At 42.9% G+C, this 15,418-nt stretch carries 12 protein-coding genes; 11 read left to right on the forward strand and 1 reads right to left on the reverse strand.

The features are described 5' to 3' along the window. Nucleotides 1-374: 374 nt before the first annotated feature. The gene (locus J2Z65_RS24455) at nucleotides 375-3,515 is read left to right on the forward strand and encodes an S-layer homology domain-containing protein (RefSeq protein ID WP_167055195.1); all 3,141 of its coding nucleotides are present in this window, start codon (nucleotides 375-377) and stop codon (nucleotides 3,513-3,515) included. A gap of 51 nt (nucleotides 3,516-3,566) precedes the next feature. Here the strand turns inward: J2Z65_RS24455 and J2Z65_RS24460 are convergent, their stop codons facing one another. Next, nucleotides 3,567-4,259: a stalk domain-containing protein gene (locus tag J2Z65_RS24460; protein ID WP_167055193.1), complete on the reverse strand. Its 693-nt coding sequence runs from the start codon at nucleotides 4,257-4,259 to the stop codon at nucleotides 3,567-3,569. 105 nt (nucleotides 4,260-4,364) lie between these two features. Here J2Z65_RS24460 and J2Z65_RS24465 point away from each other — a divergent pair, with 105 nt between their 5' ends. From J2Z65_RS24465 to J2Z65_RS24510, 10 genes are all read left to right on the forward strand, one after another. Continuing rightward, entirely contained in the window at nucleotides 4,365-4,919 is a 555-nt protein-coding gene (locus tag J2Z65_RS24465) for a hypothetical protein (RefSeq protein WP_167055191.1), read from the forward strand. Nucleotides 4,920-5,058: 139 nt separating this feature from the next. Further along, nucleotides 5,059-5,331: an alpha/beta-type small acid-soluble spore protein gene (locus tag J2Z65_RS24470; RefSeq protein ID WP_167055189.1), complete on the forward strand. Its 273-nt coding sequence runs from the start codon at nucleotides 5,059-5,061 to the stop codon at nucleotides 5,329-5,331. A gap of 331 nt (nucleotides 5,332-5,662) precedes the next feature. Beyond that, on the forward strand, nucleotides 5,663-6,868 hold the full coding sequence (gene metK, locus J2Z65_RS24475; protein ID WP_167055186.1) for a methionine adenosyltransferase: 1,206 nt from the start codon (nucleotides 5,663-5,665) through the stop codon (nucleotides 6,866-6,868). Between the two features lie 198 nt (nucleotides 6,869-7,066). Next, nucleotides 7,067-7,405, forward strand: a complete 339-nt coding sequence (locus J2Z65_RS24480) for a hypothetical protein (protein WP_167055184.1) — start codon at nucleotides 7,067-7,069, stop codon at nucleotides 7,403-7,405. Between the two features lie 190 nt (nucleotides 7,406-7,595). Next, nucleotides 7,596-10,199, forward strand: coding sequence for a stalk domain-containing protein (locus J2Z65_RS24485; protein ID WP_167055182.1), 2,604 nt, complete (start codon nucleotides 7,596-7,598; stop codon nucleotides 10,197-10,199). A gap of 87 nt (nucleotides 10,200-10,286) precedes the next feature. Continuing rightward, the gene (locus tag J2Z65_RS24490; RefSeq protein ID WP_167055180.1) at nucleotides 10,287-11,483 is read left to right on the forward strand and encodes a sensor histidine kinase; all 1,197 of its coding nucleotides are present in this window, start codon (nucleotides 10,287-10,289) and stop codon (nucleotides 11,481-11,483) included. Next, nucleotides 11,461-12,186, forward strand: coding sequence for a response regulator (locus J2Z65_RS24495; protein WP_127453353.1), 726 nt, complete (start codon nucleotides 11,461-11,463; stop codon nucleotides 12,184-12,186). Before J2Z65_RS24490 ends, J2Z65_RS24495 begins: the two co-directional genes overlap by 23 nt. A gap of 65 nt (nucleotides 12,187-12,251) precedes the next feature. Beyond that, nucleotides 12,252-12,647, forward strand: a complete 396-nt coding sequence (locus tag J2Z65_RS24500; RefSeq protein WP_167055178.1) for a hypothetical protein — start codon at nucleotides 12,252-12,254, stop codon at nucleotides 12,645-12,647. 48 nt (nucleotides 12,648-12,695) lie between these two features. Beyond that, nucleotides 12,696-14,609, forward strand: a complete 1,914-nt coding sequence (locus J2Z65_RS24505) for an ATP-dependent helicase ComFA (protein WP_167055175.1) — start codon at nucleotides 12,696-12,698, stop codon at nucleotides 14,607-14,609. Beyond that, on the forward strand, nucleotides 14,610-15,383 hold the full coding sequence (locus tag J2Z65_RS24510; RefSeq protein WP_167055173.1) for a ComFC family protein: 774 nt from the start codon (nucleotides 14,610-14,612) through the stop codon (nucleotides 15,381-15,383). Nucleotides 15,384-15,418 lie beyond the last annotated feature (35 nt).

Consider the following 15,418-nt stretch of genomic DNA (forward strand, 5'->3'; position numbering starts at 1 on the left):
CAGTACTGTTGAATGCACTAGTCTTTAGGTCAAGATTTATATGTGATTGAGCCTGATACATCCTGATGATTTTTTAGTTCGTTCTGTTAAGTTAAAAAATGAAAAAAAGTTTTTTCGAAAAATCGCAACTTTTTCGCAACCAGTGCGTTTAATACTTTGAAAAGATGGAAACAATAAAGAGTTAACCAATTTATAACTAGCCCAACTTAGATTACAAAATAACTCTTTACGACGCTATTCGACCAATGTATAATGTAAATTGGTGTGGGTGTCTTTCTTCCTACTAAAGTTTACTAGTTTCCAATGTAGCCCTAGAGCTGCACGCGAACTTAGTTATATAATGCTCTAACTCTGGAAAGGGGGTGAACCAAACAATGAGTAAATCGAGCTCAAATATTGTTAGTTTCAACCTAAAAAATAAAACCAAAGATATTCAAGGAGGAGAAAAAAAGGTTATGAAAAAAAGTTTATCCGTAGTTCTTTCTACAGCAATGGCATTATCCATGTTTTCTTCCGTAGCATTCGGTAAAACATCCGCTGATTTCACAGATCTTAAAGATCTTGACGCAGCTACAAAAGCAAAATTCGACGCTATGATTAGCGCTGGTATCTTCGACGGAGTGAGCGACACTACTTTCGGTCTTAAAGACGAAATGAACCGTGCTCAATTCGCGAAAGTTGCAGCTTTGATCACTGGTATCGAAGTTAATAAAGACCTTAAAACTTCCAGCTTCTCTGATGTTAAAGCTGACGACGCAGCTAACGGCTACGCGCTTCCTTACATCGAAGCTTTGAAAACTGCTGGCATCACTGATGGTTACGGCGAAGGTACTTACAATCCAGCTGGTAAAGTAACTAAAGAACAACTAGCTACTTTCTTGGTTCGCGTACTGAACAAAGATGCTGATGCAAAAGCAAAAACTGGTACTGATACAACTGTTTCTGACTGGGCACAAGGCTATGTAGCACTTGCTCTTGAACTGAAACTTCTTCCTGCTGGCGAAGGCGGTAAATTCGGTGGCCAATCCAACGCTACTCGCGACCTTCTTCTGACTGGTGCATACGAAGCGAAAGCTCAATACGTATCCCCTGGTAAAGTTTCCGTAACAGGAGCAAAAGCAACAGGTGCTCAACAAGTAACTGTTACTTTCAACAAACCAGTTGACACAGAGAAAGCAAAAGTATCCTTGAAAAAAGGTACAGCTGATGTTGCTACAACAACTAAATTCTCTGATGACAAAAAATCCGCAGTTCTAACATTGACTGATGTTAAAGTTAGCAAAGGCGACTACACAGCAACTGTTTCCGGTCTGGATGCAGCAGCTGTTGACAAAACAACTGCAACTTTCACTGGTGAAGACGAAGTTCTTACAAAAATCGACTTCGTAAACGCTGGCGATACAATTGCTTACGCTGACAAAACTATCGTTAAAGTAAAAGCTTCCAACCAATACGGTGAGAATGCAACTACAAACGCTGGTTCTTACAACGTATACACATCTGCTGCAACATTCACAAAAATCACAAAAGATACTGATGGTACTTTGTTGATTACTTTGAATACAGCAAACCCTAACACAACTCAAGGCGTATCTGTAATTCCAGTAACTGTTGTTAACAACGACAGCCACATTACTGCTACTAAAAACTTCAAGCTTGGTACACAACCAATCCTGACTAAACTTGAGCTTGGCGCAGCTCGTTACTCCGTAGGTGAGACATTGAACGGTAAAGGCGAAAACGTTAAGTTCGATCTTAACCTGTTCGACCAATACGGCGGCACAATCTCCTACGATTCTTTGATCAATGCAAAAGTTTACAACACAACTAACAAGTTGTTTGGAGACACTACTTTGATCTGGAATGATTACATTTCAAGTGATGATGTTAGTGTAGACTTTGAAGATAACGGAAGCGATATCCCGCAAGTTAAGATCTCCCTGAAGAATGATGTTGACAAAGCTGCTGATTACAACTTCACAGTATTCAACCAAGCTGCTACTGCAACTGGTAAAATCAGCATTAAATCCTCTAAAGTTGCTAACAAAGTTGAAATTGGTGACCTTGGTGATGTAATCGCTGCTGGTGACAAAGATGTATACATTCCAGTTATCGCTTATGACGCTGCTGGCAATCAACTTAGCGTTGATGATCTGACTAGCACTCAAAATATCAAACGTATCAATATTAACATCTCTGGTGCGACAGGCCTTGGTGGCGCGACAAGTGTGAAAATCGAAGATTCCGGCGAGCACAGAGGAACTATTCGTTTGAGCCAAATTAATGACAATGCTAAAGGTGCAGTTTCTATCACGGCAATCATTGCAACAGCTAACGCAAGCAGCACTTCCACTAAAACTTACACAATTGCTGATGCTCGTGTACCTGATCACTTCAAAGTAGTAACTGATCCTGCGAAAGCAGCGCTTCCAGGTGCTACAGCAGCAGTAGAGCTTGCAGTTATTGACCAATACGGCAAAAAACTTGACGATGCTCACTTCACAGATAGCCAAGGAAACAATGCTGCTAGTGGTAACCAATATCTAGTAACTGTTAGTGCAGCAACTTATGATGTTGCTGGTAATGTTATCAATAACTCCACTATCGGTTTGAAAGACCCAGCTGGTACTGCGTTTGTTTCTGCAACTTATGGTAAAGGTGCAGGGACTGCTGGTGACTTTAAAGCATTCAATAAAGAATTCACTTTGTTTACAACAGGAACTGTTGCTGCAGGTGCGAAAGTTGATTACACAGCAAAAATCACGAAAAATGGTACTGAGATCTCGAAATTGACTAGAACATTAACTGTTGCTAAAACTACAGATGATCTGACTTACTCCGTGAACGCTGTTCCTACATTGTTCAACTTGAGCGATAGCGGTACTGTAGTAACAACAACTTATGGACCTGCAGTTGGTCAGTCCATCTCTGATGCTGTTCTTAAAGATGTAACACAAAGCCAAGTGTTCGCACGCGAAGTTAAGATTTCTGCTAAGAACGCTGCTGGTGACGTTGTTAAAGTTCCAGCTTACACAATTACTAGCATTACTTCATCTAACAATGCTGCTGCTAAAGTATTCTTAAACCCTACAAACGGTAAAGCATACGTTCTTGGTAACAAAGTAGGTACTGCAACATTGAATGTATCCTACAAAACATTTAAAGGCGAAACTAAAACAGTAACTGTAGCCGTAACTACTAAGAATGATGCATTGGTAGTTGATAAATTGGCTGCTGATAGCACAATGACAATTGGTACTACTGGTGGAAATGCATTCATTACTCCAGACCTGATTGTTACAGATAACTATGGTAAAGAGTTTGAGCAAGATGTAGCTCAAAAAGCTAATGGTACACTTGGTGTAACATTCGCAGCAAGCCACTACTCTTCCGGAATTAGCAATGTTACAATTACTTCTTACGGTGATATCAGTGTAAATGGAACTGGTACATTCGATTTGACAATTTCTTCTCCAAACGGTAAATCCGTTGTAGTTGCAGTAACTGTTAACTAATCCATAAGGTTAGCTAACGCTTAATAAAAAGAAGGCCAAATGGCCTTCTTTTTATTTTTGTATAAATGTAGTATGTACATATTTGTTAGTATTTATAATGTTTTTCTGACTGTTTTCAATACTGGTAAAAACGCTCATTTGAAGACTAGAACTGATTTGCGCGTCGTTTTTAAGTGTCATCCAGATTTTAAACAATTCTTTCGTTTGTCCAACCGATTCAAGCACTTTCGATTGGCTGGCGAGTATTTCATTGATGCCAGTATCTGCACCGTATTCTTTATAAACTGAAGTAGCATACTCCAATGATTTGTTGTATTCATCTGTTAACTCCAAATAATCACGATCAAGTAAATCTTTAAGGTTAGGTACTTGATCTAAATTCATGTATTGCTGCAGTTTACTCGCATACATATAAATTTGCATGTCAGTATCGCTTAGCCATTTATAAGCATTTATTATAGATGTGTTTTTTGTCTCATTTGGATTCTGCTTTTTCAAAGAAACATTTACACTATACGTCGAATCCTCCCAAACAACATCGGCACCTAGCTGCCTCAACATATAAATCGGCACCATCGTTCTTCCCTTGTAATTGATAGCTGGGGTATCTTCTACATTAAGTTCATTCCCATTGCTTTTCACGCCTACAATAGGATTCCCCTCGAAATCCCCACGGCTCGATGATGCGTTGACGCTGCTTGTAATAAAGAATAAAATCATAGTGACAGTTAGTAATTTTTTCATAAGGATCACTCCATTTTGCTAAATTATTTTTAGTAGATAATTCAACAGAAGAAGTAATATTTCCTTTAATTTTACAGATTACCATGACAGGAGAGTTTACTGCTAATGAACAAGAAACGAATGATTTTGACAACAGGCTGCGCAATTTTACTATTATCGTCATTTATTTCAGTTTCTCAAGCTGATGCTCCAACCCCAGGCTCGTCCACCGACCCGGTGATCACAAAGAGCTACTTCGATCAGAACACCTTAAGCGAAGCCAAGGTGAAGGAACTCATCGCCTCCGCGATCGCTGCTAGTGCTGGCGGAAGCCAGCCTGGCAGTGGGAGCAACGGAGTCAGCATCTCTACCCCAACGCCAGCGTCTATGAAGGTTGTCCAATTGGCAAATGGACAAACGCTTTACGCCGGTGCTGGCGCTGAGTTTATCGTTCGCTCCGGCCGAGTTCTCGCCGTGAGCAACGATGACAATGGCATCCCGGATGTAACGGGTGGCAAGGATCTTCCAGCGGGGACGGAAGTCGCGCTGAATCATCTTTTGATCTTCCCGGCCGAGGGACGCGGTATTAAGCCTTCACCGAAAAATACGGCGGACATTTATGTTATGGTACGCGGCAGTTATCTTCTGCTTAATGCAGATGGAAGTACGGCAGCTAAATAAATTTTCTCCATAATTTTACCCATTATGACAACTTCTTATCCGGTTCGAGTCCAAGAATTAAGCCATAATAAAGGTGTACCAACAAAGGTCAACTGCGGAGTATTTCTTTTGATAATAAAACTCTAAGGAGGCGTTTATTATGGCTAGAAGCAACAACAAGTTGGTTCCTCAATCAAAGAAGGCACTAGATGTTCTTAAGTATGAGATTGCTGCTGAACTAGGGCTGCCTGTGGGGAAGCATATGTCATTTAATGCAGATACGGAATTCGCCACAGAGCTAGGATCTATTCCTTCCTCCTCAATGAAAGAAGACTACTGGGGCCACATCTCTTCAAGGGATGCAGGAGCGGTAGGGGGGACAATTACTAAAAGGCTGATTCAACGTGCGGAAGAAGCTTTGTTCTCTCTATAATTTAATAGGAATAATTCATAATTTCTTCACGATTACATTCATTGACACTAGACGACAAATAAAGTAAGATAACTAATTGAAGGTCAATATTTAATTTAACCTTTTCCAATCGGGAAAGGTTCATTTTTTTGTTGTCTTTATTCATTGATTCACTGGTTGGTATTTGTTTTAAAAGTGCGGAATTCAAAGATCTTGTCAGCGCTTGAGCGCAAAAGAGGGATTCCGTTTGGCGTGAAAAGCTGCCGCTAAAGCCGGGCCCACTTTTTTTCATATAGAGGCATCGAGTAGAAGCTTTTCAAACATACTAAATGATATTAGGAGGATGAATGATATGGCGCAAGTACGTGGACGTCGTTTATTTACATCCGAATCCGTAACAGAAGGTCATCCGGATAAAATTTGTGACCAAATTTCTGACTCGGTATTGGATGCATTTCTTGCCAATGATCCGAATGCTCGTGTAGCATGTGAGGTATCTGTAGCAACTGGTTTGGTTTTGGTAATCGGTGAGATTACTTCTAGCTCTGAATATGTAGATATTCAAGCAATCGCAAGACAAACAATCAAGGAGATTGGTTATACGCGTGCAAAATACGGATTTGATTCCCAAACTTGTGCGGTTCTCGTTTCTTTGAATGAGCAATCCCCTGATATTGCCCAAGGTGTAGACAGAGCTCTTGAAGCAAGAGAAGGCTCGATGTCCGATGAGGAAATCGAAGCAATTGGTGCTGGTGACCAAGGTCTGATGTTCGGATTTGCGGTTAACGAGACACCTGAGCTTATGCCGCTTCCGATTTCGATTTCTCACCAACTGGCTCGTCGTTTGACAGAAGTGCGTAAGAATGGAACTCTTCCTTACCTGCGTCCGGATGGTAAAACACAAGTAACTGTTGAGTACATTGATGATAAACCGGTTCGTGTAGATGCAATCGTTGTGTCCACACAACATGGTGAAGAAGTTACTTTGGAGCAAATCCAAAAAGATATTAAAGAACATGTTATTGCTCCAATCGTTCCGGCACACTTGTTGGATGAGAACACAAACTATTTCATCAACCCAACTGGCCGTTTCGTAATCGGCGGACCTCAAGGGGACGCTGGTTTGACTGGCCGTAAAATCATCGTTGATACGTATGGCGGTTACGCTCGTCACGGCGGCGGTGCTTTCTCTGGTAAGGATCCAACGAAAGTTGACCGTTCCGGTGCTTATGCAGCACGCTATGTTGCGAAAAACATCGTAGCAGCTGGACTTGCTGAAAAATGTGAAGTTCAACTGGCTTACGCAATCGGTGTTGCACGTCCTGTCTCCATTGCAGTAGATACATTTGGTACAGCTAAAGTGAGCGAAGAGAAGCTTGTTGAGCTGATCCACAAAAACTTTGACCTTCGTCCAGCAGGTATCATTAAAGAACTTGACCTGCGTCGTCCGATCTACCGTCAAACAGCTGCATATGGTCACTTTGGCCGCAACGATCTGAATGTTCCTTGGGAGCGTACAGACAAAGCTGAGATTTTGAAAGCTCAAGCTTTAGTTTAAAATATATAGAAAAGTCGTCCTAATATGGGCGGCTTTTTACTTTTTAGTAAACAAGAACATATGTTTGACTTAATGTATAATAAATGGTAATATATTCATAGACTCCAATTGTTTTTCCATCCAGAGCAATTCATATGATATACTGGATTTACGATTATGAGCATCTATTGAAAGTAGATGAATCGGGGAGTGCTGGAAATGGACAATGATTTGAAAGAGGCTTTATCGGCCTTGCTGAAAGCCGAATTAGTACCCGTGTTCAAGGAGCTAGGTGGCATTAATGATCAACTAGCTGGTTTTAAAGATCAACTAGGCGGAATCAATAGCCGACTCGATGGTATGGACCAACGTCTAGATGGCATGGACCAGCGCCTAGACCGAATAGAACTAGAACAAACTCAAACCAAGCAAGCTGTATTGGAAACTAATGAGACAGTAAAGCGATTTGAGCTCATCCAAGAACAGCAACACTCCATTATTGAACTCTTGTCAGCGCGGTCTATAGATCACGAGGCTAAATTAAAACGTATCCTGTAAATTTACAGGTTTTGTATCTCAAGCAGAGAGCAGGCCCCACTAGGGTTTAGCTCTCTTTTTAGTTCTCTTTTGGTGTATAAATACAACTTCGTTACTATCGTAACTTTTTCCATAGTTTAAGAGTCTATATATGTATCGTGAAAATGATAGATAATAGAATTAGACTGAAAGAGGAGCGTGGAAAAGCAACATGACTTTACAGAAGCAAGTAGGAGTAGGTGCGCTGGCTTGCGCATTGGTGTGGCAATTAGTAGCTGGGACTACGGTAAATGCGGCAGGATCAACGTTGACACTAAGTTCGCAGGAGACAATCACATCAGGCGCAATCATGAAGAACTATGTGTGGACGACAACTAGAAGCAATAAGGATGTTTCGGTGAACGCCAACGTGATTGAGGTCGATTTGACGAATCCGAACGTGAAGATAGACGCAATGGCAGGAACGAATACGCAGTTCACGAAAAACCAGAGTGTTTTGGGCATGGTGAAGGATAGCGGCGCCGTAGCTGGCGTAAATGGAGATTTCTTTAATACTCAAGCCGAAGGTGTCCCAGAGGGCGCACAAATTACGAATGGAAAGGTTATGGCGACGCCAGCTAAAATATCTGGCCTCTATTCTTTTGCAATAACGAAGACTAATCAGCCTATTATTGATATTTTTGACTTCCAAGGTAAGGTAACGGCGAAGGATGGAACATCTTTTGAGCTTGGTGGTGTGAATAAAACTTATTATTGGGACGATAACGATGTTGCCATGATTGCTGACGGACTTTTCTTATATACGAATGCTTGGGCAATGACACAAAGAGCTGTTGACGGAACGCATGTTCCAACAGAAGCGCTTATTCAGAACGATATCGTCAAGGAAATAGCGGTAGATACGAATGTCAAAATGGTTGCTCCTGCTGATGGTTATATTCTCAGAGGTTCGGGCTTGGCACGAGAGTTTATCGTAAATCACCTCAAAGTCGGAGATAAAATCACTACCAAATATGATATGGTTCCACACGATGCTTCTAAAACGTATGATTGGAAAAACTTCAAAATGCTCATTGGCGGCAGCACTCTGCTGGTAGATGAGGCGAAACCGAGTTATTTTACACGAAATATTAATGATTTCAGCGGTTACAGTCCTCGTTCACGAACGGCTCTAGGCTATTCCAAAGATATGAAGACAGCCTACATAATCACTTCTGACCGTAGTGCAGGCAGTGCGGGGATGACGCTTCCGGAGCTCCAGCAGTTTATGATCAGTGCGGGCGTTTGGAGAGGAATGGTTCTCGATGGTGGAGGATCCACGCAGATGGTGTCCAGGCCTCTAGGAGACTTTGATCCGAAGCTGGTGAATAAAACGGAGAATGGAAATCAGCGTTCTGTTGTAAATGGAGTAGGCGTATACTCTACCGCGCCTAAAGGTGAGTTGAAAGGTCTTATTTTAAAAGGTCAAAATATTTTATTCATGAATGAATCCAGCACTTATCAATTTAAAGCGTATGATGACTACTATAATCCGATTTCAGTAGATGGTATTATACCAACTTGGAGTAGTTCTACGACAAACGGATCTTTTAAAGATAATGTATTTACACCGACAATGCCTGGTAAGACGCAAATTACTGCAAAGTCAGGCAAAGGTTCAGCATCCATGGACGTAGAGGTTATCGGCAGGGATCAGATTAATGCAATGAAATTTAATGCAGGTGCCTTTTCGTTGACAGAGGGTGGGGATTTTAGGCTCCCGATTACGGTAACAACTAAGAATGGGGCAACAAGAGAATTGCCGGCGGCTTCAGCAACATGGGAATTGAGCGGAGTGAAGGGAAGCTTGAAAGACGGCGTTCTTCATGTGGATAGTGCTTCAGGATCACAAGCTGCTCAGGTGATTGCGAGATATGATGGCTTTAGCACAATGGTTACTCTTCCAGTAGGACAAGAAAAGATCTGGTATGACTTAGACAAGTCTGCCGTCATGACAACAGGTGATAAATATCCGGCAGAGGTTGTCTCTTCGGTGAACATTGAACAGGCAAATGGGAATAAGAATTTGGCGATCACATACGACTTTACAAAAGGTACAGGAACGAAAGCAGCGTATGCCCGATTTGATGGCACAAACGGTGTTCAGATTGCAGGCGAACCCGAGTTTATTACGGCTAAGGTGCTAGGTGACGGTAGTTTTAACTGGGTGCGTGCTGAAATTGTTGATGCCGATGGGAAATTGAACTATGTTAGCTTTACGGAGAATACCAACTGGACAGGTTGGCGCAAATTGACGGCAGATGTATCCGATCTGAAATTCCCGATTAAGCTCAAGAGTGTATATGTAGCTAATCCCGCGAATGGACAGGATGAAAGAGCCCCCAAAGGGAAAATTAGTATCGATGATATTTCTTTTATTTATAAGGGACAGTTGCCAGCTCTACCGAAAAATTCAGTGAAACTTACGGTTAATAAGAAACAAGTAACAGTTAATGATAAGGCCATGACACTAGAGCAAGCTCCCACGATTGTGAATGACAATACACTTATTCCAATTCGTTTTGTAACCGAAGCTCTTGGCGGTAACGTGAAGTGGGATGATAAAGAGCGGAAAGTAACCGTTATTCGCGGGGACAAGTTAATTGACCTGTGGATTGATAATGCTGATTTACTGGCAAATGGGAATCGTGTCACTGCGGAAGTTGCGCCAAAAATTATGAATAATGTGACCATGGTGCCGCTGCGTGTGGTTTCTGAGAAATTAGGATTTAAGGTAGGCTGGGATCCCCAAAATTACGGAATTTCTATCGAATAAATAGTGCTAGAAGTCCAATTCAAATTGTAAGAACTATGGTACAATATGGGGTAGACTAATTTCTAATATCGTTCAACAAAAAGGAGCATGTTTCATTTGCAACCAGACGCTATAGATCGTGTCATAAAAAACGCAATTAACGTCATGGAGAGCAGCAAGTATCAGATGTTTGAGATCGCTGAAGCTTCTCGCTTGGAGAAAGAATCGCTTACTCGTGAACTTGAGGAAATCAAGTATGAAACGAGTATCACGATTGATTTGGTCGACAAGCTAGAGAAGGATTACAAGCGTTCCCGCATTCGACTTACGGAAGTCAGTCGTGACTTTAATAAATACCGTGAGGAAGATATTAAGGTTGCTTATGAAGCGGCTATTGCCTTTCAATTACAGCTTACTATTGCTAGGGAAAAAGAAAATAATCTGAAGACCAGACGCAATGACCTGCAAGTGCGCACTAAGAATGTAGACAAGCAGGTAGAGCGGGCTGAAACGATCGTTTCTCAGATGAATGTAGTTTTAGAATACTTATCCGGAGATCTCAATCAGGTCACTCGCATATTAGAATCGGCTAAAAACAGGCAGTTGCTTGGCTTAAAAATTATCTTGGCGCAAGAGGAAGAGCGAAAGCGTATAGCACGTGAAATTCACGATGGTATGGCTCAAACCTTGGCGAACGTCGTGCTTCGCACTGAAATTGCGCAGCGTATGCTTATGAAAGAAGACATCCCTGCAGTAAAGGAAGAGCTAGTGGATCTAAAGGGTCAAGTCAGAGGGGGGCTTGAAGAAGTTCGCAAGATCATCTTCAATCTCCGCCCAATGGCGCTTGACGATCTAGGCATCGTGCCGACACTGCGTAAATATGTTCAAGATTTTGAAGAGAAGTATCGAATTCGTACGCAGTTCAATCTCATAGGCAAGCAAACTCGCATTCCATCAGGGCTTGAAATTGCGATTTTCCGACTGGTGCAAGAAGCTCTATCTAATGTAATAAAACATGCGAAGGCAACTTTCTTATCTGTTGAGCTAACACTGGAATCTGATCAAGTACAAATCTACGTTGTAGATAATGGGGTCGGCTTCGATGTGCCGCAAACAGAGCAGAAAATAGCTAAAGGGAACAATTTCGGGCTGCTGGGCATGCGTGAGCGTGTGGAGCTACTGGAAGGCACAATGATCATTGATTCCGCCAAAGATTCCGGAACCAAAATTAAAATGCTGATCCCTATTGGCGGCGGTGCAGAGAACAAGGAGGAAAATCAAAATGGACAACACGGCGAGTCATAAGCGCAATGTACGAATTGTTATTGCGGACGATCATCAGCTTTTTCGTGAAGGCGTTAAACGGATTATCAATATGGAAGATGATATGGAAGTCATCGGTGAGTGTGGTGATGGTATTCAGGTTATCGAGCTTTGCAATCAAATCACACCGGATATTGTTCTCATGGATATTAACATGCCGCTTGAGAACGGTGTCGTCGCGACTGAGCGCCTAAAGCTTATTTTCCCTGATATTAAGGTTATTATCCTTTCACTTCATGATGATGAGAGCTATGTGTTCGAGACCCTGCGCAAAGGAGCTTCAGGTTATTTGCTTAAGGATATGGAAGCGGAGTCTTTGATTAATGCGATCCGTTCCGTTGTTGCTGGTCACGCCTACATTCATCCGAAAGTTACAGGTAAACTGATCAATCAGCTTAGACGTATGACATATTTAGATGACGTCGGTGTGGTTGGTTCAGGGCAGGGTGCTAAGGATTCTGCGCTTAAGTATATACATAATACCAACAGTCCACTTACCAAACGGGAAGCGGAAGTTCTTCGTCTTATGGCAGAAGGCAAAAGCAATAAACTGATCGGAGAGTTTCTCTATATCAGTGAAAAAACGGTGAAAAACCATGTCAGTTCCATACTCCAAAAGATGGAAGTAGATGATCGTACACAAGCGGTTATCATTGCGATTAAGAATGGTTGGGTAACCTTGTAAGACACCCTTTGTAGGAACCCCTCTACTTTTTGCGGCATACACTGCAAATAAGGGAGGGATCCGCTATGTGGATTGGATTGCTTTGGATCTTGGGTTGCTACGGAATAAGCATCGCTGTGCTTCATCTATTGTTCGGAACCCGTAGGGGTAGAAATAAGAAGCCGGCTAAAGTTCTGCTTGTCACCAAAAATAATCAAAATCAAATTGAATGGTATATTCGTTCACTTTTTTTCTTCTCTGGTTTAAAGGGCTACGAAGTTACGGCTACAATTTTCGATGAAGGATCGACTGACGATACGAGGCAAATTATAGAACGATTATCTCATACCCATTTGCTTGAGCTTAGATATCAGACGGACTATGATGCTGTTGATCAATTCATGAGTCAACATGCTGGAGAACCCCTTGTTGTTGTGCATCTCAGCAACAGGGAAGACCTCGTGAAGATCCCTGTCGTTTAGCAGCATTCGCTTAAAGCTGTTATTTTGAAAAAGAGAGTAAGGTGGGCAATGAAGGTTCAACTTTACGCAGTTTGTTTGAATAAAGAGTGGAAGTGGCATTTTACAATTCACCTTATGACGGACATTCAATATTGGTTCGAGCAATACGCAGCCGACGCCGGCCTCGTAGTGTTCGAACCTTTTATTTCGTTTGGGCAGGGTGTGCGGATGCTACGCAAACTCAATGATGCTAGTTCGGTGCTAGCAAGTGCGAATGATGAGAGAATGCTGCAGTTCTTTCGTCAGGTCGCGAAGGATTGTGGTCTGCAAAGCAGTGACACTTTTGAAATGAAAAAAGTATCGATGGAGACATGGAAGCAAGACACGCGTCCGAGAGTCACCTTAGACTCGCAGCTCTATGCCAAGCTTGTAACAGCTTGCAGTGGCAGGTCGCTGCTTATCGAGGAGTTTGAGCAGTTGCTAGAAGCATCTGGCATAGAGCTTGGCGGCGTTGGGGAAGTGTTTCAGAGCTATCTTCAGCTTGCTCATCTTAACGGTGATATAACGTTGGAGACTGCCCTGCGAATGGAAGAGTTCCGTGACTGGCGCCGGATGTTTAGCGAGAAGATGACATATTGCTGCAATCGTTGCGGCAGTGTTGATGAGCAGATGTATTGGACGGCTTGCCAGCATTGCGGCCAGGATTGTCCGTACTGTGAGGCATGCTTGACGATGGGAAGGGCGAGATCTTGCTCGCTGCTCATACTTGGACGTGCAGCAAGAGATGTATTCGAGGTAAACAGTACATACTCTAAACGGGGACAAAAGTTTGTCGTTAAGGGTTCGGCTCAGGAGAATCTTCAAGCCAGTATTGAACCCTGGGGGCTTAGCGAAGCTCAGGCTAGGGCATCTCTGGAAGGGCTGCGCTTTATAATTGGTGAGAATGAGCTAGTTGAAAGAGCATCGCTAGCTCAAGCGCCTCGCCGGTTTCTTATCTGGGCGGTTACCGGCGCGGGAAAGACGGAAATGATATTTCCCTTCGTTCATCACACAGTGGCCAGGGGAGGACGTGTCCTTATCGCAACCCCGCGCAAAGACGTGGTGCTGGAGCTACAGCCCCGAATAGCTCGTGCTTTTAGCGGCCATAGCGTAGTGACGCTTTACGGAGGTAGCGAGCAGCGGTGGGAGCAGGGGCAGATCACAATTGCGACGACGCATCAGCTCATGCGGTTTTATGAAGCGTTTGACCTTGTCATTATTGATGAGATTGATGCATTTCCTTATCATAACAACCCAATGCTTACCTATGCCGCCGCTAAGGTCTGTAAGCCTAGCGGCGTTAATATTTTGCTTTCGGCAACACCGCCGAAAACTATTAGGCAGGCAGCTGAGCGTGGCCAACTGCCTCATGTGCGAGTGCCCGTACGTTTTCATAGGAACCCTTTGCCGGTTCCACAGTTAATAGCCGTCTCATCCCTAAGCAAATTCATACAGTTTCGAAATCTGCCTAACTCGTTATTTTCAAGGCTATTGGCTTCTGTGGATCGTGGTGCGCAGTTGTTTATTTTTGTTCCTAACATTCGGTTAGTGGAACCTACGGTGAATTTGCTAAGGGCAAAGTTAAGTCAGGCGGGTATCACAGTGTCTGTCGAAGGAACTTCATCGAAGGACCCTACCCGAGTTGAGAAGGTACAACGTTTTCGAAATAGGGACATACGGTTGCTGGTGACAACAACGATTCTGGAACGAGGAGTTACTGTACCCAAGTCAGATGTATTTATTTTGGAGGCTGACTCAAAGTTATTTGACGAAGCGGCACTTGTTCAGATGGCAGGGCGGGCTGGCAGATCAAAGGATGACCCGGCTGGGATGGTTTATTTTGCGGCAAAAGAAATCACACATTCACAGAAGGAGGCTGTTCGACAAATTAGGAAAATGAACCGCATCGCGCGTAAACAAGGTTATTTTGAAAGGGGGAAATGAATGAGAGTTTGGAGAGTTTGGCTGGAAGGAATGAGGGCAGCCGTCTATTCGCTGCTTAGCCCTATGAAGAAGGAATGCCTAGTATGTAAACAGCCCAGCAGAATTCAGGTTGAAAAGCTGGGATTGTGCAATTCATGTTATATACGAATACCTTGGATTCGAGAAGCGCTTTGCCGAATATGCGGGCGGGGGGAGGTATGCTATGACTGTCAAAGAAGGCAGTACGCTTACTTCTCGCAAAGCCGCAGTGCGGTGAGATATGACGAAACGATGAAAGGGCTTTTAGCCCGTTACAAATACCGGGGAGACGAAAGGCTCAAGGGCATTATTGGGGGTATGCTCGTTCATGCTTATCACTTATTGCAGAAGGAAATGGAACAGCAACGATGTGCAGAATCGCCTTCGTTTCAGGAGCTTATCACATTCGTACCTGTAAGTGAGCGCAGATTGCTGGAGCGCGGTTTTAATCAAGCCGAGCAGATGGCTAATGAGTTAGGCCGAATTACCGGAATCCCTGTTGTACCTCTTCTTAATCGTTCCAAACATACAGATAAACAAAGCTTCAAGAGGAGGAGTGAGCGACTGGACGATTTGACGAATGTTTTTGAGATGGACAAAATGTTCCAAAGTCAATTGACAAGCTACCTGGCAGCCTCATACGTCATTTACATTGTGGATGATGTATACACAACCGGGAGTACTATGAATCAATGTGCTAAAGTCCTTTCTGAGTGTCTACCGGTAAAAGTATTCGGGATAACTTGGGCGAGGTAGAAAGATTACAAGACGCATACCATTCAAAATATTAA

It is taken from the genome of Paenibacillus aceris (assembly GCF_017874035.1).
GTDB lineage: Bacteria > Bacillota > Bacilli > Paenibacillales > NBRC-103111 > Paenibacillus_E > Paenibacillus_E aceris.